The 20,331-nt window shown below is 67.8% G+C and carries 19 protein-coding genes; 14 read left to right on the top strand and 5 right to left on the bottom strand.

Annotated elements, in window-relative coordinates; genetic code table 11:
- The 6 genes from IPF36_RS06370 (at position 1) to IPF36_RS06345 (ending at position 6,818) form a co-directional block, all read left to right on the top strand.
- Positions 1-1,239, top strand: a complete 1,239-nt coding sequence (locus IPF36_RS06370; protein WP_195427596.1) for a Rieske 2Fe-2S domain-containing protein — start codon at positions 1-3, stop codon at positions 1,237-1,239.
- Between the two features lie 46 nt (positions 1,240-1,285).
- The gene (locus tag IPF36_RS06365) at positions 1,286-2,299 is read left to right on the top strand and encodes a tripartite tricarboxylate transporter substrate-binding protein (protein ID WP_255519695.1); all 1,014 of its coding nucleotides are present in this window, start codon (positions 1,286-1,288) and stop codon (positions 2,297-2,299) included.
- A gap of 34 nt (positions 2,300-2,333) precedes the next feature.
- Positions 2,334-3,302 carry a PDR/VanB family oxidoreductase gene (locus IPF36_RS06360; protein WP_135705430.1) on the top strand — a complete coding sequence of 323 codons (969 nt, stop codon included), beginning with the start codon at positions 2,334-2,336 and terminating at the stop codon, positions 3,300-3,302.
- A 67-nt stretch (positions 3,303-3,369) separates the two neighbouring features.
- Positions 3,370-4,176, top strand: a complete 807-nt coding sequence (locus IPF36_RS06355; protein WP_133096398.1) for a crotonase/enoyl-CoA hydratase family protein — start codon at positions 3,370-3,372, stop codon at positions 4,174-4,176.
- A 4-nt stretch (positions 4,177-4,180) separates the two neighbouring features.
- Positions 4,181-5,551 carry a 3-hydroxyacyl-CoA dehydrogenase gene (locus IPF36_RS06350; protein ID WP_195427595.1) on the top strand — a complete coding sequence of 457 codons (1,371 nt, stop codon included), beginning with the start codon at positions 4,181-4,183 and terminating at the stop codon, positions 5,549-5,551.
- Between the two features lie 199 nt (positions 5,552-5,750).
- Positions 5,751-6,818 carry a porin gene (locus IPF36_RS06345; protein ID WP_195427594.1) on the top strand — a complete coding sequence of 356 codons (1,068 nt, stop codon included), beginning with the start codon at positions 5,751-5,753 and terminating at the stop codon, positions 6,816-6,818.
- Positions 6,819-6,838: 20 nt separating this feature from the next.
- On the opposite strand, the gene IPF36_RS06340 is transcribed toward IPF36_RS06345, so the two are convergent.
- The 4 genes from IPF36_RS06340 to IPF36_RS06325 form a co-directional block, all read right to left on the bottom strand.
- On the bottom strand, positions 6,839-7,639 hold the full coding sequence (locus tag IPF36_RS06340; RefSeq protein ID WP_135705433.1) for a GntR family transcriptional regulator: 801 nt from the start codon (positions 7,637-7,639) through the stop codon (positions 6,839-6,841).
- 156 nt (positions 7,640-7,795) lie between these two features.
- On the bottom strand, positions 7,796-8,176 hold the full coding sequence (locus IPF36_RS06335) for a hypothetical protein (protein ID WP_135705434.1): 381 nt from the start codon (positions 8,174-8,176) through the stop codon (positions 7,796-7,798).
- Positions 8,177-8,490: 314 nt separating this feature from the next.
- Complete coding sequence (locus IPF36_RS06330; protein ID WP_195427593.1) at positions 8,491-9,594, bottom strand: mandelate racemase/muconate lactonizing enzyme family protein; 1,104 nt, start codon at positions 9,592-9,594, stop codon at positions 8,491-8,493.
- Between the two features lie 117 nt (positions 9,595-9,711).
- Positions 9,712-10,497 (bottom strand): 1,6-dihydroxycyclohexa-2,4-diene-1-carboxylate dehydrogenase, encoded by a 786-nt coding sequence (locus IPF36_RS06325; RefSeq protein WP_195427700.1) that lies wholly within the window; start codon positions 10,495-10,497, stop codon positions 9,712-9,714.
- A 237-nt stretch (positions 10,498-10,734) separates the two neighbouring features.
- On the opposite strand from IPF36_RS06325, the gene IPF36_RS06320 reads away from it, so the two are divergent.
- From IPF36_RS06320 to pcaD, 3 genes are read left to right on the top strand one after another with little or no spacing between them, the layout of a single operon-like run.
- Positions 10,735-11,874 (top strand): muconate/chloromuconate family cycloisomerase, encoded by a 1,140-nt coding sequence (locus tag IPF36_RS06320; protein ID WP_195427592.1) that lies wholly within the window; start codon positions 10,735-10,737, stop codon positions 11,872-11,874.
- A gap of 32 nt (positions 11,875-11,906) precedes the next feature.
- Positions 11,907-12,185: a muconolactone Delta-isomerase gene (gene catC, locus IPF36_RS06315; RefSeq protein WP_029048466.1), complete on the top strand. Its 279-nt coding sequence runs from the start codon at positions 11,907-11,909 to the stop codon at positions 12,183-12,185.
- A gap of 14 nt (positions 12,186-12,199) precedes the next feature.
- A complete protein-coding gene (pcaD, locus tag IPF36_RS06310) occupies positions 12,200-12,982 on the top strand; it encodes a 3-oxoadipate enol-lactonase (RefSeq protein WP_135705437.1) in 783 nt (260 codons plus the stop codon).
- Positions 12,983-13,009: 27 nt separating this feature from the next.
- Here the strand turns inward: pcaD and IPF36_RS06305 are convergent, their stop codons facing one another.
- On the bottom strand, positions 13,010-14,419 hold the full coding sequence (locus IPF36_RS06305; RefSeq protein WP_240745879.1) for a PLP-dependent aminotransferase family protein: 1,410 nt from the start codon (positions 14,417-14,419) through the stop codon (positions 13,010-13,012).
- 151 nt (positions 14,420-14,570) lie between these two features.
- Here IPF36_RS06305 and cyoA point away from each other — a divergent pair, with 151 nt between their 5' ends.
- Genes cyoA through IPF36_RS06280 form a run of 5 tightly spaced genes read left to right on the top strand, consistent with a single transcriptional unit; the run spans position 14,571 to position 20,322 of the window.
- Positions 14,571-15,581: a ubiquinol oxidase subunit II gene (gene cyoA, locus IPF36_RS06300; protein WP_135705439.1), complete on the top strand. Its 1,011-nt coding sequence runs from the start codon at positions 14,571-14,573 to the stop codon at positions 15,579-15,581.
- A gap of 1 nt (position 15,582) precedes the next feature.
- A complete protein-coding gene (gene cyoB, locus IPF36_RS06295; protein WP_135705440.1) occupies positions 15,583-17,559 on the top strand; it encodes a cytochrome o ubiquinol oxidase subunit I in 1,977 nt (658 codons plus the stop codon).
- Between the two features lie 3 nt (positions 17,560-17,562).
- Entirely contained in the window at positions 17,563-18,207 is a 645-nt protein-coding gene (cyoC, locus tag IPF36_RS06290) for a cytochrome o ubiquinol oxidase subunit III (protein WP_133096409.1), read from the top strand.
- Complete coding sequence (gene cyoD / locus IPF36_RS06285) at positions 18,204-18,581, top strand: cytochrome o ubiquinol oxidase subunit IV (RefSeq protein ID WP_133096410.1); 378 nt, start codon at positions 18,204-18,206, stop codon at positions 18,579-18,581. Before cyoC ends, cyoD begins: the two co-directional genes overlap by 4 nt.
- A gap of 25 nt (positions 18,582-18,606) precedes the next feature.
- The gene (locus IPF36_RS06280) at positions 18,607-20,322 is read left to right on the top strand and encodes a nitrite/sulfite reductase (RefSeq protein ID WP_195427591.1); all 1,716 of its coding nucleotides are present in this window, start codon (positions 18,607-18,609) and stop codon (positions 20,320-20,322) included.
- Positions 20,323-20,331 lie beyond the last annotated feature (9 nt).

Here is a 20,331-nt window from a genome sequence, read left to right as displayed (position 1 = left end):
ATGGCAATGACCCGCGAAGACAACGACCTGCTCACCCGCGTCGAGGGCGGCGCGCCGATGGGCGAGATGATCCGCCAGCACTACTGGCTGCCGGCGGTGCCGTCGGCCAAGCTGGTGGCAGACGGCGCGCCGGTGCGCGTGCGCCTGCTGGGCAGCAACTATGCGGCCTTCCGCGCCACCGACGGCAGCGTGGGCGTGGTCGACGAATTGTGCCCGCACCGCAAGACCTCGTTGCTGATGGGCCGCAACGAAGACAACGGCCTGCGCTGCATCTTCCACGGCTGGAAGCTCAACACCCGCGGCGAGGTAGTGGAGGCGCCCAACCACACCGGCGAGCAGGCGCAGTTCTGCAAGCACGTGCGCGTCAACCGCTATGCGGTGGAGGAGCGCGGCGGCATCGTCTGGGTGTGGCTGGGCAAGGGCGAGCAAGCGCCGAAGTTCCCCGACCTGCCATTTACCACCCTGCCGGAAGACCAGCGCTCGGTCACCAGCCAGGAAGTGCCGACCAACTGGGTCCAAGGCGTGGAAGCCTCGATGGATTCTTCGCATGTCGGCGTGCTGCACGAGTCCACCACGCAGATCAGCGCCGGCTCCGGCAACGAGCGCCTGCACATGACGCAGGCCCTGGCGCCGCGGCTGGAATTCGAGGACCGGCCCTACGGCTACCGTTATGCGGCCATCCGCCCCCTGGCCGACGACAAGGTCTATGCCCGCGTCAACAACTTCGTGATGCCGTGGTACGGGATCATCTGCGCCCCCGACGCGAAGGGTCCCGGCACGGTGTTCTTCTCGACGCCTGTCGACGACGTCACGCACCGCGCCTGGTTCGTCCACTTCAATCCGCACCGGCCGCTGGGCATGACGGTGATGTCGGCCACGCCGGACGTGTGGGACTTCCCGCCGCTGCCGCCGGGCGGCCCCGACAACAACTGGGGACAGAACCGCGACCTGATGCGGCGCGGCCACGCCACCGGCTTCCCGCAGCACCTGGGGACCGAAGACTTCGCCATGTTCCTGGGCCAGGGCCCGATCGCCGACCGCACCACCGAACAGTTGTGCTCGGCCGACGGCGCCGTGCTGCGCGTGCGCCAGGCGCTGCTGAAGTCCGTGCGCGAGTTCATGGCCGGCAAGACCCCCACGCTGGCGGACAGCCCCGAGCTCGACTACGCGCAAGCGGTATCGGTGGGCGGCGTGCTGCCCGCCGGCACGGACTGGCGCGTGCTGACCCAGGCGGGCTGAAGCGCGCCGGCACGGAAAACAAAGACAAAGAGAAACGGAGACAAGCATGACAAGCATGTGCCGACGCCGGCTGTTGCTGGCGGCCTGTGCCGCCATCGCCGCCCCAGCCGCCCCAGCCGCCCCAGCCGCCCCAGCCGCCCCCGCGGCGGCGCATGCCGGCATGCAGGGCAAACCCGTGATCCGTATTCTGCTCGGGCTGCCGCCCGGCGGCGGCACCGACGCGATCGCCCGCTACTTCGCCGACCGGCTGCCCGCGCTGCTGGACCAGCCCGTCATCATCGAAAGCCATGTCGGCGTGGGCGGCCGCATCGCGGCCGATATGCTGATGGCGGCCAGGCCCGACGGCCTGACCTACATGATCGCCCCCAACGCGACGCCGACCTTCCAGACCCTGGTGTTCGGCAAGCAGCTCAAGTGGGACCTGTGGCGCGACTTCGCGCCGGTGGCCGGGCTGGTGTCATACCCGCTGGGCATGGCCGTGCGCCCGGATACCGGCAAGAACGCGCAGGAGTTCATCCGCTGGGCCAAAAGCCATCCAGCCGAGGCCTTCGGCACGCCCGGGCTGGGCGGGCAGAACCACTTCCTCGGCATGCAGTTCGCGCGGGCGGCCGGCATCACGCTGACCGCGGCGCCCTACAAGGGTACCCCGCCGATGATCACCGACCTGGTGGGCGGCCATGTGCCCGCGGCCGTCACGCTGCTGGACGACATGATGAAGTACCACCGCAGCGGCAAGGTCCGCGTGATCGGCATCTTCAGCCCGAAGCGATCGCCGCTGGCGCCCGAGATCCCGACCATGGCCGAGCAAGGCGTGAACATGCCGTTCGCCGAAGGCTGGACCGCGATGTGGGCGCCCGCCCGGACCCCGCCGGCCGAACTTGAGCGCATGCAGCAAGCCCTGCGCAAGATCCTGTCCGCACCCGGGACCGCGACGTTCCTGATGCAGCGCCTGTCGGTCGTGCCCGACTACCTCAACGCCGCGGACATGGCCCGCCGGCAGCGCGCCGAACTGGCGACGTGGGAACCCATCATCAGGTCGTCCGGCTTCCGCCCGGAATGACAGCGTTCCGACAGGAAGAACCGAAGGAAGCACCATGAGCAATTCCGAAACACTGCAGGTGAGGGTCAAGTCCATGGCCTGGGAGGCCGACGGCATCCTGAGCTACGAGCTGTGGCCCGAGCCGCCGCGCAAGGCGCTGCCGCCGTTCTCGGCCGGCTCCCATGTCGACGTGCACCTGCCCAATGGCCTGATCCGCAACTACTCGCTGCTCAACGCGCCGCACGAGCGGCACCGCTACGTGATCGGCGTGAACAAGGACCCGAACAGCCGCGGCGGCTCGCGCTACCTGCACGAGGTGCTGCGCCCCGGCGATACGCTGGCGATCAGCGCCCCACGCAACAACTTCCCGCTCGAGGAGTCGGCCGCGCTGAGTGTGTTTATCGCGGGCGGCATCGGCATTACGCCGATCCTCGGCATGATCCGCCGCCTGCAGGCGCTCGGCCGGCACTGGCAGCTGCACTACGCAGCGCGCACGCGCCGCAATGCCGGCTTCCTCGACGCCGTGCAGGCGCTGCGCGATGACGCCAACGCCGAAGTGCAGCTGTGCTTCGACCGCGAGCCCGGCGGGCGCATGCTGGATATCGCCGGCATCGTCCGTGCGCTGCCGGCCAGCGCCCATGTCTATTGCTGCGGCCCGCTGCCGATGCTGGAAGCGTTCGAGCAGGCCACTACCGGCCTGCCGCCCGCGCAGGTCCACCGCGAGTACTTCGCGGCGCGCGAGAGCGCCGCCACCGAGGGCGGCTTCACCGTCGAGCTGGCCCGCAGCGGCCGCAGCGTCGAAGTGCAGGCGGGCCAGACCATCCTGGACTGCCTGCTCGGCCAGGGCATCGAGCCGCCGTATTCGTGCCAGGAGGGCATCTGCGGCACCTGCGAGGTGCGCGTGCTCGACGGCGTGCCGGACCATCGCGACCTGGTGCTCAGCGAGGCGGACAAGACCGCGAACCAACGCATGATGATCTGCTGCTCCGGCGCCAGGAGCCGCAAGCTGGTGCTGGACCTGTGACCGCCCCCATCCACCGATCGAATGAACGAACGAGCGATATCCGCTCCTGCCAACTGGAACTCCCATTATGAGCACTGAACTGGTTACCTATGAACTCGACGGGCCGGTCGCGCTGATCGGCCTCAACCGCCCCGACAAGCGCAACGCCATCAATGAAGACGTGGTGTGGGCGCTGCGCGATGCCGTGGTGCGCGCCGGCGAAGAAGCCAGCGTCGGCGTGCTGTTTGGCCATGGCAGCAACTTCTGCGCGGGCCTGGACCTGAAGGAAGCGCTGGCGCGCGCGGCCGGCGCCCTCGCCAACGCCCCGCGGCCACGCAAGCGCCAGCGGCATTCCTGGCACACCGTGTTCGACATCATCGCGCGCGGTCCCATTCCGTTCGTGGCCGCACTGCATGGCGCGGTGGTCGGCGGCGGGCTGGAGCTGGCCACCGCGGCGCACGTGCGCGTGGCGGATGAATCCGCCTTCTTCGGCCTGCCCGAAGGCCAGCGCGGCATCTTTGTCGGCGGCGGCGGAACGGTGCGCGTGCAGCGCGTGGTGGGCTACACCGTGATGGCCGACATGATGCTGACCGGCCGCCTGCTGTCGGCGGCCGAGGGCGAGCGCGAGCACATCGTGCGCTACGTTGTGCCGGCCGGGCAGGCGCTGGACAAGGCGCGCGAGCTGGCCGCCAGGATCGCCCGCAATACGCCCGACACCAACTGGCGCATCACCAATGTGCTGCCGCGCATCAACGACCTGTCGCATGACGACGGCCTGTTCATGGAGTACCTGAACTCGAACATGGAGCGTTCCCCCGAAACCGCCGAGCGGCTGCGCGAATTCGTCGAAGGGCGGGCCCAGCCGCTGGTCTCCCCGGCAGGCAAACAGGACTGAGGCCATGACAAACCCCACCCCTGCCCTTGCCGGCAACGCCGTGACCCAGCCGGAACGCGACGCCGCCGAGACCCACATCCGCCTGGCGCAGGCGGAAGCCTCCAGGATTCCCGACATTGCGGCGGAACTGCCGCTGCGCCCGGTAGAACACGTGGCCGTGATCGGCGCCGGCACCATGGGCGGCGGCATCGCCATGGCGCTTGCCAATGCCGGCATTCCCGTGACGGTGATCGATGCCGAGCCTGCCGCGCTGGAGCGTGGCCTGCAGCGCGTGCGCGACAACTATGCGGGCAGCGTCGCGCGCGGCCGGCTGCAGCAGGCGCAGATGGACGAGCGGCTTGCGCGGATCCGCGGCTCGGTCGAGCTCGCCGACGTGGCACGAGCCGACCTGATCGTGGAAGCCGTGTTCGAAGACATGGCGCTCAAGCAGGACATCTTCCGCAAGCTCGATGCGCTGGCCAAGCCCGGTGCGATCCTGGCCACCAATACCTCGGGGCTGGATGTGGACGCCATCGCCGCGGTCACGCAGCGGCCGCAGGATGTGGTCGGCGCGCATTTCTTCAGCCCGGCCCATGTCATGCGTTTGCTTGAGGTCGTGCGCGCGCAGCAGACTGCGCCGGACGTGATCGCGACGCTGATGGAGCTGGGACGCCGCCTGGGCAAGGTCTCGGTGCTCGCCCGCGTCTATCCGGGCTTTATCGGCAACGCGCTGTTCCGCAACTACACGCGCGAGGCGCACTTCCTGCTGGAGGAAGGCGCGCTGCCGCATGAAGTCGACCAGGCGCTGACACGCTTCGGCTATGCGATGGGGATCTTCGCCGTGCATGACATGGCCGGCAACGACGTGGGCTACCAGACCCGCAAGGCGCAGCTGGCCACCCGCCCCACCGACCGGCGCTGGAACGACCTGATCCTGAAGCTGACCGAGATGGGACGCCTGGGCCAAAAGTCCGGTGCGGGCTGGTATCGCTACGAACAAGGCAGCCGCACGCCGCAACGCGACCCGGCGGTCGAGCAGTTTATCGTCGACGAATCCGCCAGGCTGGGCATCGCGCGCCAGCCGGTTGACGAGGAAGAGATCCTTAAGCGCTGCCTGTACGGCATGATCAATGAAGGCGCGAAACTGCTCGAACAGGGCGTTGCGCTGCGCGCGAGCGATATCGACATCGTGTACGTGACCGGCTACGGCTTCCCGGCGCACCGCGGCGGACCGATGTACCTGGCGGACCAGCTGGGACTGGCCAGCGTCTGCGCGGATATCGAGCGCTTCCATGCCCGCCATGGCTACTGGTGGACCCCGTCCCCGCTGCTTCAACGCCTGGCGCGCGAAGGCCGTCGCTTCGCTGACCTCGAGCCGGGCCTCGTGCCGGCCTGAGTTTTCCACCCCTCGCCACCCCGACACCGTCCGATGCGTCCGATGGATTGCAGCCCTGCCTGGGCTGCGCCTCGGGCGCGGGTCCGTGCCGCCGGAAAACGCCGTTTCCGGCCATTTTGTTCATGCCGTTGATGCAATGGCACCCCGGTGCAGCGGCGGGATCAGCCGCGCAATCCGTTCATCCTGGAGGAGAAAAGCAATGAAAAAAAGCACCATCGGCATCGCGTGCGCCCTGGCCGGCCTGGCCGGCACGGCGCAAGCTTCGGTCACGCTGTACGGCGTGGTCGATGCCAACATCGAGTACAGCAACAACAACCTCGCGACGGGGCAGCCGGACGGCAAGTCAAAGGTAGCGCTCAGCTCAGGCGGCCTGTCGCCGAGCCGCTGGGGCCTGCGCGGGGTGGAAGACCTGGGCGGCGGCAAGCAGGCGATCTACGCGATGGAAAGCGGCTTCAGCGTCGACACCGGCATTTCCACGCAGGGCGGCCGGCTGTTCGGGCGCCAGGCCTGGGTCGGACTCGCGGCCGGCGGGCACAAGCTGACCTTCGGCCGGCAATACTCGTCGCTGTTCCTGACCATGGCCAACTACTCGCCCACCGCGTATGCGACCCTGTACGAACCGGTGACCACCATCGCCGGCGTCGGGCTGCGCCAGGACAATATGGCGAAGTACCACGGCGACTTCGGCCCGCTGTCCACGGAACTGCACTGGAGTTTTGGCGAGCAGCCGGGCTCGATGACGGGATCCGCGGGCTACGGTGCCGGCGTGGACTACCGCATCGGATCGTTCGGCATTGCGGCGGCCTATGACAATGTGAACAGCGCGAAGGTGGCGGGCGACTACCAGCGGACGCAGAAGGCAGCACTGGGCCTGCGCTACCAGGTCACGCCGCAGTTGCTGGCCCAGGCCGCGTACCGCTACGGCAAGAACGATGTCGCGACGCCCGGCGCCATCGGGCGCGACGACCTCTGGTGGTTCGCCCTCAATTTCCAGGCCACTCCGGCGCTGCAGCTGACCGGCGCGGTCTACTACGACAACCTCAGGTCGGTCTATGGCGCCGCGGGCGATCCGGCCAACCCGTGGCAGGTCACGATGATCGCCGACTACAGCTTGTCCAAGCGCACCGACGTCTACCTCAGCGCAGCCTTCACCAAGAACGCGGCGCTCAACTTCGAGAACTTCAACGGGGCCACGGCGGCCTACCGGATCGCGCCCAGCGAGGACAGCCAGTTCGGCGTCGCCGCCGGCATACGGCACCGCTTCTGAGCGGCGGCGAGGCGCGTCAGTCAGGCCGTGCTGACGCGGCCCGGCATGCGCCGGGCGCGCGGCCTGGCTTCGCCCTCGTCTTCCGTCGCGGCGCGCCGGCCTCGCTTGCCGGCGGTCGCGGGCGCCATGCCGGCGGCCGGTCCGCTGTCGGTTTCGAGGTAGCTCATCGGCAGCGTCGACAGGAACTCCGAGAACCCGGTGGTGCCGACCGGCGCATGTTCCAGCATGGCCGCATGCGCCGCGGCCTCGTCGCCGCTCAGGATGGCATCGGCCAGGCGCTGGTGGTCCGCGAGCGCACGCTGGCGCTGGCCCTGGGTCAGGAAGATCTTCGGCCGGTAGCGCTGCATCAGCCGGCGGATGCCCTGGATCTGCTCGACCAGGTATTCGTTGTGGCTGCCGGCGTAGACCAGGTCATGAAAGCCGGCATTGGCCTCGGCGAATTTCTTGCCGTCTTCCTGGGAGAACGCCTCGGCGCACTGCTGCATGCTGGCCTTGAGCTGGAGGCGTTGCTCGTCGTCCATGCGGCGCGCGGCGAGCTTGGCGGCAACCGCTTCCAGCTCGCCAAGCAGTTCCAGCGTTTCCCGCAACTGTGTGATCGACATGCGCGAGACAAAGACCCCTACGCGCGGGGCGATGCGCACGAGATTCTGCACGGCGAGTTGCTGCAGCGCCTCCCGCACCGGCGTGCGCGATACGCCGAAGCGCTCTGCCAGGCTGCGCTCGTCCAGCGGCGTACCGGGAGGCAACGCACCGCTTTCGATCTCGGCCTCGATGGCCGCCCGGATCTCGGCGGCCATGCTTTGCTTCTGCGGTTGGGTCATGGCGGGTCGTTGGTATTTGTGGCCCGGCAAAGGGCCAGGAAGTTGCGTTGAAGTATACCAAATGGACCCGCTGGCATTCCAGCCACAGCACGGCGCTTTGGGCCGTGATGGCTTCCCCTCACGCCAGTCTCGACACCGGTGCGCGCGGCGCCGCACTCAGAAGTTCGTCTCGATCGCCATCCTGGCGCCGTCCGGCACCTGGTTCGGAATCACCCGGTGGGCAAGGATCGCGTAGTCGCGGGCAGCCGCCACCGACGTCGGACTCACCAGCCGCTTCGGGCCGCCCAGCCAGGCGAAGTGATCCTTGCCGTCGTCGCTGCTGAACCAGGCAAAGTCGCCGATGCGGTCGAGGCCGCGCTTCACCATCTTCAGCAGCGCCAGGGCTTCCTCTGAAACGCCGAGGTGCCGTCCTGTGTCATGGATGACCGTGGCCAGGTTGCGGAGCTTGTCGGTCGAGGTGCCGTCGCCGTTTGCCGGGTCAGGCACCAGTTCGACGACCAGAATCCCTTTGTGCGCGGTGATGCGTGCTTGATGCATGGCTTCTCCCAACGGATGGATGTCCCCTGTCGGCCAGATGCAATCAACAAGCAAGTTTGCTGCCAGGCCGTGCGGGATGTGCAGCGTACCTGCCTCGCATGACATTTCTGGGTGTGCGGCGCGGGCATCGACGCCGGCGGCTAGCCAAGCCACTCGCGGACGCCGGTGTGGCGGAATGGGTGTAGTGTTGGTACCGGCCCTGCACTTCCCGGAGACCGTTGGGCCGCAGGCAACTTTGCCTGCGTTGGATTGCCGACGTCGCCAGCCCAGGACAGGCACGGAACTGGTGCACGCGCTGTTCGGGGTGATGCCTTTCATCCGACCCGGTAGCGCCGGATCACCTCCGGATCGGGATCGATGCCCAGACCCGGCCCGTCTGGCACCCGAATCATCCCGTCCCGCGGCACCACCGCATCGCCGAGCACCCGGGCCTCCATGTCGAAGTAGCGCCATTCGATCATGGCACGCGCATCGCCCAGCGCCGCCGTGGCATGGATGCTGGCCAGCAGCCCGGGGCCGTCGTAGAAGGTGTGGACCATCACCTGCGTGTTGTGCGCCTCGGCCAGCGCGAACACCTTGCGCAGCGGGCTGATGCCGCCCATCTTGGCCGGGCTCGGCTGGATGACGTCGACCGCGCCGGCGCCGAGCATCTGGTGGAAGTCCATCAGCGTCGAGGCGTTCTCGCCCGCCGCCACGGCAATGCCGCATTGCCGGCGCAACGCGGCCAGGCCGGCGTAGTTCTCCGGTGGCCACAGCGGCTCCTCGAGCCAGCGCAGCGACAGCGGCGCCAGTGCGCGCGCCATGTCGATGGCCTCGGCCAGCGACCACGGACAGTTCACATCGAGCGTGATTTCGATATCGGGCCCGGCCGTCTCGCGCGCGGCCTGTACGACAGCGAGGTCGACCTCGTGCAGCTTGATGCTGCGGTAGCCGTCGGCGATCGCGCGCTGCGTGTTGGCCGCGATCGTCTCACGGTCGGCGTAGCGGATCAGGCTGGCATACGCCGTCAGTTGTTCCCGCCGCGTTCCGCCCAGCAGCCGGTACAGCGGCAGGCCGGCGGCCTTGCCGCAGATGTCCCACAGCGCGATATCTAGCGCCGACAGCCCGTACATGATGGCGCCGCTGCGCCCGAAGACGTGGAACCGGCGCTGCAGGTCCAGGCTTAGCGCCTCGGGCTGCGTGGCATCCATGCCGAGGCACGCGGGCGCCAGCAGTTCGTCGAGCGCCGCCTTGACCATCGGGATGCCGATAAAGCCGAAGGTTTCGCCCCAGCCCACGATGCCGTCGTCCGTGGTCACCTTGACCAGCAGCGAATCGGCGGCCTGCAAACCCGCCCCGCCCCACACGCCGGCGGCGGAGACCCCGCCGACCGTGAATGGCACGCGCAGCACGATGGTGTCGATCGACGCAATCCGCATGGCTCGCCTCCCGTGGCCGCTGCAGCCCCCGAGGACCGGCTGCTGCATGGCTGCGTTCACTATAGGCGAGCGCGTGTTCTCCAGCCGCGCCGGACTGGCTGGCTCAACCGCTCGCGCTCAGCCCTGGTCGCCGCCACCGACCGGCAAGACCGTACCGGTGATGTAGGACGCTTCGTCCGATGCCAGGAACAGGATCGCATGCACCTGTTCGTCGATCGTGCCATAGCGGTGCATCAGGCTGCTCTCGCGGGTCTGGTCGACGATGGCCTGGTACCAGCCCGCCTCCTGCTCGCTCTGCGCTTCGGTGTTGCGCGGAATCCTGCGCGGCGGCGCCTCGGTCCCGCCGGTGGCGATGGCGTTGACGCGGATGCCTTCGTGCGCGTGTTCGAAGGCCAGGCTGGCCGTCAGCGCATTGACGCCGCCCTTGGCCGCCGCATAAGGAACGCGGTGAATGCTGCGGGTGGCGATCGACGACACGTTGACGATCACGCCCTGCCGGCGCTCGACCATGCCCGGCAGCACCGCGCGGCAGCACCACAGCGTCGGAAACAGCGAGCGCCGGATCTCGGCTTCGACCTGGTCCTCTTCGTAGAACTGGTAGGGCTTGGCCCAGATCGTGCCGCCGACGTTGTTGACGAGGAAGTCGATGCGGCCGTAGGCGGCTTCGGCGGCCTGCGCCATCTGCGTGGCGCCGGCAAACGTTTCCAGGTCGGCATGCACGGCGATGGCCTTGCCGCCGGCGGCAACGATCCCGGCGGCGACTTCATCGACCAGCGCCGAGCGGTCGACCAGCGCGACCGACGCGCCCTCTGCGGCGGCGGCCAGCGCCACGCCGCGGCCGATGCCCGGCGCGGCGCCGGTGACGATCATTGCCTTCCCGGCGAATCGTGCGGAGCTTCTCATGTTGTTGCCCTCCTTCGTCACGCCGCGTTGCGGGTCGGTGACCAGCTTGCCGTCGTCGTCCCAGCACGGCATCCAGAACTTCACGTCCGGGTGGTAGCACTCGACCCAATCGTCCAAGGAATAAGGCGCCGTCTACAATCCATACTTTTGAGGTATCAAATCAGACGACAACGGTCTTGGACAGCTGAAAAATAGCCATCCATACTCCGATGCAACGTTCAACTGCATCAGGAAGGTATGAAAGTGGCGACACAATCCAGTTCCACGGCCATCGAGTCGATCGAGGCCATCCTGGTCGACCTGCCGACCATCCGCCCGCACCAGCTCGCCATGGCGACCATGCAGCGGCAGACCCTCGTGATCGTGCGCCTGCGCTGCACCGACGGCGTGGAAGGCATCGGCGAGGCCACCACCATCGGCGGCCTGTCCTACGGCGATGAAAGCCCCGAGGGCATCAAGCTGACTATCGACACTTACCTGGCGCCGGCGTTGCTGGGGCAGGATGCCACCAACGTGCACGCCGCCATGGCGCGGCTGAACAAGGTGGCGCGCGGCAACCGCTTCGCCAAGTCGGCACTGGAGACCGCGCTGCTCGACGCGCAGGGCAAGCGCCTGGGCGTGCCGCTGGCGACGCTGCTGGGCGGCGCCGTGCGTGAAACGCTGCCGGTGCTGTGGACGCTGGCCAGCGGCGATACCGCGCGCGACATCGACGAGGCCGAGCGCCTGCTGGCCGAGCGCCGCCACGACACCTTCAAGCTCAAGATCGGCCGGCGCAGCGTGCGCGAGGACGTGGCCCATGTGTCGGCGATCAAGCGCGCGCTGGGCGACCGTGCCCGGGTCACCGTCGACGTCAACCAGGCCTGGAACGAAGCGGATGCCGCCACCGGCATCGCCATGCTGGAAGCCGCCGGCATCGACCTGATCGAGCAGCCCACGCCGCGCGAGCAGCGCGCCGCGCTGGCCCGGCTGGCGGCGCGCTTTATCGTGCCCATCATGGCCGACGAAGCCGTGTGCGGTCCCGAGGACGCGATGGAACTGGCCCGCCTCGGCGCCGCCGACGTGTTCGCGCTGAAGATCGCCAAGTCCGGCGGCATCTTCGGCATGTTGCGCACCGCCGCGGTCGGCGACGCGGCCGGCATCGCGCTGTATGGCGGCACTATGCTGGAAGGCAGCGTCGGCACCATCGCCGCGGCCCACGGCTTCGCCACGTTGCCGCAACTGGCGTGGGGCACCGAGCTGTTCGGCCCGCTGCTGCTGAAGGACGATATCGTGCTGGAGCGGCCGGTGTACCGCGACTTTGCGCTGCACCTGCCGCAAGGGCCCGGGCTGGGGATCGCGCTCGACGAAGACAAGCTGGCGCACTATCGTCGCGCCTGAAATCACCATCAGACTGGAACAAGGAGAACCCGATGCTGTATCTGGTACGAATGGACGTGAACCTGCCGCACGACATGCCCGCCGCGCAGGCCGACGAAATCAAGGCGCGCGAGAAGGCCTACGCGCAGGACCTGCAGCGCCAGGGCAAATGGCTGCACCTTTACCGCGTGGTCGGCGAGTATGCCAACTACAGCGTGTTCGACGTCGAGTCGAACGAGGCGCTGCACAACCTGCTGTCGGCCCTGCCGCTGTTCCCGTACATGAAAATCGCCGTCACGCCGCTGGCGCCGCATCCGTCTTCGATTCGCTGAGAGAGGCCGCCCTAATGAGCATTGCCACCCGTGACGGGCTGCGCCTGCACTACGAACTCCAGGGCCCGGCCGGCGCGCCGGCGCTGGTCATGTCCAACTCGCTCGGCACCAGCCTGTCGATGTGGGACCCGCAGATGCCGGCGCTGCTGGAGCGCTTCCGCGTGCTGCGCTACGACACGCGCGGCCACGGCGCCTCTGCCGTGCCTGACGCGCCGTTCGGCATGGCCGAACTGGGCGCCGACGTGCTGGCCGTGATGGACCATGCCGGCGTCGAACGCGCACATTTCTGCGGCCTGTCGATGGGCGGCATGACCGGCATCTGGCTGGCACGTCATCACCCCGGACGCTTCGGCCGCTTTGTGCTGGCCAACACCGCGGCGCTGATCGGCCCGGCTTCCGGCTGGAACACGCGCATCGAGCGCGTGCGGGCCGAAGGCATGGCGGCCATCGCCGAGGGCGTGCTGGCCCGCTGGTTCACCCCGGCGGCGCTCGCCGGCGATCCGGCGCGCATGGCACCGGTGCTGTCGATGCTCGCCTCGACCGATGCCGACGGCTATGTCGCCAATTGCGCCGCGGTGCGCGATGCCGACCTGCGCGGCCTGCTGCCCGGCATCGATGCGCGGGTGCTGGTGATCGCCGGCGTCCAGGATGCCGCCACCACGCCGGAACAGGGGCGCGAGCTGGCTGAAGGCATTGCCAACGCCGATTACCTCGCGCTCAATGCGGCGCATCTGTCGAACTGGGAATTGCCGGCGGAGTTTTCCGACGCGGTGATCAACTTCGTTTCAGAGGCCTGATACCGGCGCTGCTTGCGCGAGGCTGGTTCACACCACCATCTCGACCCCAGACGCTGGCCGGCGCTCGAGCAATGCCGCCAGCTTCCTCAGAGCCAGCGACAGCTGCGCGTGATTGTCGACGCCGCCCAGCGAGATGCGGATGGCATTGGGCGCATTGGGCCCGTCCCAGAACGCGTCGGAAGGCGTGACCCGCAGGTCTTCCGCCAGCGCGGCCCGGGTGAGCTGCTGCGCCGACCACTGCGCGGGAAGGCGGTGCCAGACGTGGATGGCGCTGGGCGGCAGCTGGCCGATCCCGCTCAGCCATCGGCTTGCCAGCGCGCACCGCGCCAGCGCTTCGGTGCGGATGCCGTCGAGCAGCTGCATGGCCGAGCCGTCATGGATCCATTGCGTGGCCAGCGCCGCGGTCATCGGCGCGGCCATCAGCGCGAAGGCGCGCAGCGAAGCCAGCAGGTCGTCGCCACTCCTGCCCTCCGGCAACAGGACGTACGCGGTGCGCAGGCCCGGCGTGAGCGCCTTGGACAGCGTCGCGACGTAGCAGGTGCGCTCGGGCGCAAAGGTGGCGAGCGGCGGCGGTGCCGACGGCGTCAGCAGCCAGTACGGGTCGTCCTCCAGCAAGGCGATATCGCATCGGTGCGCGGCGCTGGCGATCTCTGCCCGGCGCGAGGCCGGCATGGTGTGCGTGGTCGGATTCTGCGCGGTCGGGTTGAGGTAGGCCAGCGTGGCGCCTGCGGCGCGGGCCGCGGCGAGCGCGTCGGGCAGCATCCCGTCCGCATCGCACGGTGCGACCACCACGCGCCGGCCCAGTTGCGCTGCCGCGGCGCGGATGCCCGGATAGGCCAGCGGCTCGGTCACGATTGCCTCGCCGGGCCGGGTCCAGCTCAGGATCACGGCGGCCAGCGCAGCCTGGGCGCCGGGGCACACCACCAGCCGCGCCGTGTCGACCTGCCCGAAGATCGGCGCAAGCCAGAGCGCCCCGGCCGCCCGGTCCGACGCACTGCCGCCGCCAAGCTGGTAGGTCATCAGCAGGTGCGGGTCGCTGCGCAGCAGGACCTGGTTCAGGCCGCGCCGCAACAGGTCCGGGAAATCCACGCCCGCCGGCGGCGGCGGCACGTTCATGCTCATGTCGACCACGCGCGCGAGTTCCGCACGCGGCGCGGCAATGAAGGTGCCGAGCGCGCCCCTCGCTTCGATCAGCTGTCTTCGCCGCGCCTCGTTATAGGCGCGCGTCACTGTCGTCAGGTCCACGCCGAGAGATTGCGCCAGGCTGCGCTGCGGCGGCACGCGGTCGCCGGCCACGAGGCGGCCCTCGCCGATTGCCCGCTCGATGAAGTCGACGATCTGCAGGTACCGGACCCCACCGGACGCAGTGATCCGCAGATCCCACTGGCCGGTGATCCGGGCAGCGCTTTCGCTATCTTGTATGGATTCTGTCCCCAAAACTTTCCTCGATGTATGGGTCTTGTCTTCGACTAGCATGCCAGACATTGTCGAGGGAATCCATACAAGCCCGCAGCCGCGGGCTGACGCAGCACTTGAATCGGAGCGCGTGGCCGGATGCCTTCGGTAATCCGTAACCAAGGTGTCCGACATGCTCAAACCTACCGCCGGGCTGGCAAACAAAGATCGACAAGGCCCGTTGCCCCACCCTTCCCCCAGCCTCAGCCCATCGCCCGCCCTGCCGCCCCGCATCGGCGCGTTGCTGCTGGCCGCCGGGCTGAGCGCCCTGCTCAGCGGCTGCAACCTCGAACTGCTCAATCCCAAGGGCAGCATCGGCGCACAGGAAAAATCGCTGATCCTGATCGCGTTGTTCGTCATGCTGATGGTCGTCATCCCGGTGATCTTCCTGACGCTGTGGTTTGCCTGGCGCTACCGCGAGAGCAACACGCGCGCGACCTACGCGCCCAAGTGGTCGCACTCGACCAAAATCGAGATCGTGGTGTGGGGCATCCCGTGCGTGATCGTGGCCTGCCTGGCCGTGCTGATCTGGGATTCGACGCACAAGCTCGACCCCTATCGGCCGCTGGAGTCCGAGGTCAGGCCGCTGCAGGTCGACGTCATCGCGCTGAACTGGAAATGGCTGTTCATCTATCCCGAATACGGCGTCGCCTCGGTGAACCAGCTTGCCATCCCGGTCGGCACGCCGGTCAACTTCCGGCTGACCGCGGAATCGATGATGAATGCGTTCTTCATTCCGCAGCTTGGCAGCATGGTCTACACCATGGCCGGCATGCAGACCCGCCTGCACCTGATCGCGGACACACCGGGCGTCTATCTCGGCCAGTCCGCGGCGTACAGTGGCGCGGGCTTCTCGGACATGCATTTCAAGACCCTGGCGACCTCGCGCGAGGACTTCGACGCGTGGATCAGCAAGGCGCGGGCCTCGGCCCGGACGCTTGACGCGAACACCTACAGCACACTGGAGCAGCCCAGCACCAGGGACCCCGTCGCGCTCTACGCATCGGTGACGCCGAAGCTGTTCGACCAGGTGGTTGACAAGTACATGCTGGCCAACGGCGCGATCTGCCGCGCGAACACCCCCGAATCACTGCAGGCCTTCCAACGCGTCCCGTCGGCGCTCCCCGGCCGCATGGAGCAATGACATGCTAGGAAAACTCAATCTCGAGGCCATCCCCTACCACGAGCCGATCATCATGGGGACGCTGGCCGTGGTGCTGGTGCTGGGCGCCGCGCTGCTCGGCGCGATCACCAGGTACGGCAAGTGGAAATACCTGTGGACCGAATGGATCTGCTCGGTCGACCACAAGAAGGTCGGCGTGATGTACATCATCCTGGCCCTTGTCATGCTGCTGCGCGGCTTCGCCGACGCGATCCTGATGCGCACGCAGCAGGCAGTCGCCTACGGCGATGCCGCCGGCTACCTGCCGCCGCACCACTACGACCAGATCTTTACCGCCCACGGCGTGATCATGATCTTCTACGTGGCCACGCCGCTGGTGGTGGGGCTGATGAACGTGATCGTGCCGCTGCAGATCGGCGCGCGCGACGTGGCCTTCCCGTTCGTCAACTCGCTGAGCTTCTGGCTGTCGGCCATGGGCGCGGTGCTGGTGATGCTGTCGATGTTCGTCGGCGACTTCGCCGCGACCGGCTGGGTGGCCTATCCGCCGTTGTCCGAGCTGGGCTACAGCCCGACCGTCGGCGTGGACTACTACATCTGGTCATTGCAGATATCCGGGCTCGGCACCACGCTGACCGGCATCAACTTCATCGTCACCATCCTGCGCATGCGCGCTCCGGGCCTGACCCTGATGAAGATGCCGGTGTTCACCTGGACCGCGCTGATCACCAACATCCTGATCGTCGCCATCTTTCCGGTGCTGACCGCCACGCTGGCCCTGCTCACCGCCGACCGCTACCTCGGCATGCACTTCTTCACCAACGAGCTGGGCGGCAACGCCATGATGTACGTGAACCTGATCTGGATCTGGGGGCACCCCGAGGTCTATGTGCTGATCCTGCCCGCGTTCGGCGCGTTCTCGGAAATCATCGCCACGTTCTCGCGCAAGCCCCTGTTCGGCTACAAGTCGATGGTCTATGCCACCTCGTCGATCGGCGTGCTGTCGTTCTTCGTCTGGCTGCACCACTTCTTCACCATGGGCTCGGGCGCCAACGTCAACGCCTTCTTCGGCATCATGACGTCGATCATCTCGATCCCCACCGGCGTGAAGCTGTTCAACTGGCTGTTCACCATGTACCGCGGCCGGATCCGCTTCCATACCTCGACCATGTGGACCATCGGCTTCATGGTGACGTTCGCGGTCGGCGGCATGACCGGCGTGCTGCTGGCGGTGCCGGGCGCCGACTTCGTGCTGCACAACAGCCTGTTCCTGGTGGCCCACTTCCATAACGTGATCATCGGCGGCGTGCTGTTCGGCTGCCTGGCGGCGATCAGCTTCTGGTTCCCGAAGGTGTTCGGCTTCAAGCTGAACGAGTTCTGGGGCAAGGTGTCGTTCTGGTGCTGGCTGACCGGCTTCTTCCTGGCCTTCATGCCGCTCTACGTGCTGGGCTTCAAGGGCATGACCCGCCGGATGAACCACTACGCCAACGTCGACTGGCATCCCTACCTGGTGGTGGCGATGATCGGCGCCTTCGTCATCGGCGCCGGCATCCTGGCGATGATCGTGCAACTGGCCGTCAGCATCCGCGACCGCAAGCAGAACCAGGACCTGACCGGCGACCCGTGGGACGGCCGCAGCCTGGAATGGTCGACCGCATCGCCGGCGCCGTTCTACAACTTCGCCCTGGTGCCGCACATCACCTCCCTGGAGCAGCACTGGGACGACAAGGAAGCCGGCCGCGCATGGCGCCAGCCGGCCCGCTACGAGGACATCCACATGCCACGCCCCACCGCGGCCGGCTTCCTCGTGTCAGTGTTCGGGCTGGTGTCCTGCTTCGCGCTGGTCTGGCACATGTGGCTGGTCGCCGTGGCCGGGCTGGTTGGCGCGATCGCAACCTTCGTGCGGCGCAGCTACGACCGCGATGTCGACTACTACGTCCCGGCCGCCGAAGTCGAGCGCATCGAGCGCGCCCGCTACGCCCAACTGCAGCAAGCTGCCTGAACCATGAACCCGACGCTATCCCCTACCCTGCACCATCCAGGCCCGCACGCCGCACATCCGGTGCCGCACGCCGCCGACCACGGCCATCACGATGCCGCCGCCCATACCACGCTGGGCTTCTGGCTCTACCTGATGAGCGACTGCCTGATCTTCGCGGTGCTGTTCGCAACCTTCGGCGTGCTGTCGGGCAACACGGCGGGCGGGCCGGGCGGGCAGCAACTGTTCGAGCTGCCGTTCGTGTTCACCGAGACCATGGTGCTGCTGCTCAGCAGCTACACCTTCGGCCTGGCCATGCTGCGGCAGGACGCGAATGCCGCGCCGCGCATGATCCGCTGGCTGGCGGCCACCTTCGTGCTGGGCGCCGTGTTCGTCGCCATGGAGGTCTACGAGTTCGCCCACCTGCTGCACCAGGGCGCCGGGCCCGGCGTAAGCGCCTACCTGTCGGCGTTTTTCACGCTGGTCGGCACCCACGGCCTGCACGTCACCGCGGGCCTGTGCTGGCTGGCGGTGATGATCCACCAGGTCCGGCGTTTCGGCCTCGATGACATCGTGCGCCGCCGGCTGGCGTGCCTGAGCCTGTTCTGGCACTTCCTGGACCTGGTCTGGATCTGCGTCTTTACCTTCGTCTACCTGCGGGAGTTCGCATGAAGCCGTCCCATCTTCACTCCGTCCATCCGGGTGAGCACCCCACCCACGGCAGCGTGCGCAGCTACACCATCGGCCTGCTGCTGTCGGTCGCGCTTACCGTGGCATCGTTTGCCTCGGTGATGACCGGCACGTTGCAAAGCCACGCCGCGATCGCGCTGGTTGTCGGCCTCTGCGTCGCGCAACTGCTGGTGCAGCTGGTGTACTTCCTGCACCTGGGCACCGGTCCCGGCCAGCGCGGCAATACCGCCATCTTCGCCTGTACCGGCTTCCTGATCGTCATCGTCGTCGCCGGCTCGCTGTGGGTGATGCACAACGCCGACCTCAACATGATGCCGACCGACATGTCCATCGAACGGGCACGGGCAAAAGACTAGCGCTACGCGCAAGGAGACCTTCATCATGTATGTCTATGACGAGATCGACCAGAGGCTGGTCGACGAGCGGGTCGTGCAGTTCACCGACCAGACCCGCCGCTTCCTGGACGGCGAGCTCGACGAGGAAGAGTTCCGCGTGCTGCGGCTGCAGAATGGCCTGTATATCCAGCGCCATGCCCCGATGCTGCGCGTGGCCATCCCCTACGGCATGCTGGCGTCAAGGCAGCTGCGCAAGCTGGCCGGGATCGCGCGCCGCTGGGACCGCGGCTACGGGCACTTCAGCACGCGGCAGAACCTGCAGTTCAACTGGCCGCGCCTGGAAGACGCGCCTGCCATCCTGGCGGAACTCGCCACGGTGCAGATGCATGCCATCCAGACCAGCGGCAACTGCATCCGCAACACCACCACCGACCACTTTGCCGGCATCGCGCCCGACGAGCTGGTGAACCCGCTGGTGTGGTGCGAGATCGTGCGGCAATGGTCGATGCTGCACCCCGAGTTCGCCTACCTGCCGCGCAAGTTCAAGATCGCGATCAGCGGCGCCACCACCGACCGGGCCGCGGTCGGCGTCCACGATATCGGACTGCAGGCGGTCGAGGAAGACGGCCAGGTCGGATTTCGCGTGTGGGTCGGGGGCGGCATGGGGCGCACGCCCATGGTCGGCAAGCTGATCAATCCCTTCGTGGCCTGGCAGGACCTGCTGACCTACCTGCAGGCCACGCTGCGCGTCTACAACCTGCATGGCAGGCGCGACAACAAGTACAAGGCGCGCATCAAGATCCTGGTGAAGGATCTCACGCCGGAAGTATTTCGCGAACAGGTCGCGGAGCAGTGGCAGCGCATCCGGGGTGGCCCGGATACCGTCACCGAAGACTTCGTCGCGTCGGTGGCCGCGCGCTTCACGGTGCCGCCTTATGACCCCGCCGCGGCGCAGGATGCCGATGAAAGCGCCGAACTCGCGCGGACCGACCGCGCATTCCGGCTCTGGCTGCGCAGCAACGTCCATCCGCACCGCGTACCGGGCTACGCCGCGGTGACCGCATCGCTCAAGGCAACCGGCCGCGCGCCCGGCGACATTACCGCCGACCAGATGGAGCTGATGGCCGACCTCGCCGAGCGCCACGGCTTTGGCGAGTTGCGGGTCTCGCACGAACAGAACCTGATCCTCGCCGACGTGCGGCGCAGCGGCCTGCCCGCGCTGTGGCGCGCGCTGGATGCGGCCGGCCTCGCCACGCCCAACGTCGGCAGGATCACTAATATCATCGCCTGCCCCGGCGGCGATTTCTGCTCGCTCGCCAACGCCGTGTCGATACCGCTGGCCCAGGCGATCCAGGAACGGTTCGAAGACCTCGACCACGTGCACGACATCGGCGAGCTAGACCTGAACATCTCGGGCTGCATCAACTCCTGCGGGCACCACCATGTCGGCCATATCGGCATCCTCGGTGTCGACAAGGCGGGTGAAGCCTGGTACCAGGTCACCATCGGCGGGCGGCAGAACGGCGCAGACAGCCAGGACAGCCACGGCGCCGGCGGCGGCGCGGCGATCGGCCGCATCATCGGCCCGTCGTTCGCGCAGGAGCAGGTGCCGGACGTGGTCGAGCGGCTGATCGGCACCTACCTCGCGCACCGCGACAGCGAAGCCGAGCGCTTCGTCGATGTGGTCGCGCGGATCGGCCTCGAGCCGTTCCAGGCGGCCGTGTACCCGGACGGCAGCAAGCGCGGCGCGGCGGTGCGTTAGCGATCATGG

Source organism: Cupriavidus sp. IK-TO18 (assembly GCF_015549295.1).
GTDB lineage: Bacteria > Pseudomonadota > Gammaproteobacteria > Burkholderiales > Burkholderiaceae > Cupriavidus > Cupriavidus oxalaticus_A.
Note: the sequence above shows the minus strand (reverse complement) of the source record. Positions and strands in the feature narration are given on the sequence as shown.

Bases quoted from the DNA above. Each gene is read 5' to 3' on its own strand.
- catC (WP_029048466.1), top strand. From the start codon at position 11,907: ATGCTGTATCTGGTACGAATGGACGTGAACCTGCCGCACGACATGCCC.
- IPF36_RS06280 (WP_195427591.1), top strand. From the start codon at position 18,607: ATGTATGTCTATGACGAGATCGACCAGAGGCTGGTCGACGAGCGGGTC.
- IPF36_RS06345 (WP_195427594.1), top strand. From the start codon at position 5,751: ATGAAAAAAAGCACCATCGGCATCGCGTGCGCCCTGGCCGGCCTGGCC.
- cyoC (WP_133096409.1), top strand. From the start codon at position 17,563: ATGAACCCGACGCTATCCCCTACCCTGCACCATCCAGGCCCGCACGCC.
- cyoD (WP_133096410.1), top strand. From the start codon at position 18,204: ATGAAGCCGTCCCATCTTCACTCCGTCCATCCGGGTGAGCACCCCACC.
- IPF36_RS06350 (WP_195427595.1), top strand. From the start codon at position 4,181: ATGACAAACCCCACCCCTGCCCTTGCCGGCAACGCCGTGACCCAGCCG.
- cyoB (WP_135705440.1), top strand. From the start codon at position 15,583: ATGCTAGGAAAACTCAATCTCGAGGCCATCCCCTACCACGAGCCGATC.
- cyoA (WP_135705439.1), top strand. From the start codon at position 14,571: ATGCTCAAACCTACCGCCGGGCTGGCAAACAAAGATCGACAAGGCCCG.
- IPF36_RS06320 (WP_195427592.1), top strand. From the start codon at position 10,735: ATGAAAGTGGCGACACAATCCAGTTCCACGGCCATCGAGTCGATCGAG.
- IPF36_RS06335 (WP_135705434.1), bottom strand. From the start codon at position 8,176: ATGCATCAAGCACGCATCACCGCGCACAAAGGGATTCTGGTCGTCGAA.
- IPF36_RS06330 (WP_195427593.1), bottom strand. From the start codon at position 9,594: ATGCGGATTGCGTCGATCGACACCATCGTGCTGCGCGTGCCATTCACG.
- IPF36_RS06355 (WP_133096398.1), top strand. From the start codon at position 3,370: ATGAGCACTGAACTGGTTACCTATGAACTCGACGGGCCGGTCGCGCTG.
- IPF36_RS06325 (WP_195427700.1), bottom strand. From the start codon at position 10,497: ATGAGAAGCTCCGCACGATTCGCCGGGAAGGCAATGATCGTCACCGGC.
- IPF36_RS06370 (WP_195427596.1), top strand. From the start codon at position 1: ATGGCAATGACCCGCGAAGACAACGACCTGCTCACCCGCGTCGAGGGC.
- IPF36_RS06360 (WP_135705430.1), top strand. From the start codon at position 2,334: ATGAGCAATTCCGAAACACTGCAGGTGAGGGTCAAGTCCATGGCCTGG.
- IPF36_RS06340 (WP_135705433.1), bottom strand. From the start codon at position 7,639: ATGACCCAACCGCAGAAGCAAAGCATGGCCGCCGAGATCCGGGCGGCC.
- pcaD (WP_135705437.1), top strand. From the start codon at position 12,200: ATGAGCATTGCCACCCGTGACGGGCTGCGCCTGCACTACGAACTCCAG.
- IPF36_RS06365 (WP_255519695.1), top strand. From the start codon at position 1,286: ATGACAAGCATGTGCCGACGCCGGCTGTTGCTGGCGGCCTGTGCCGCC.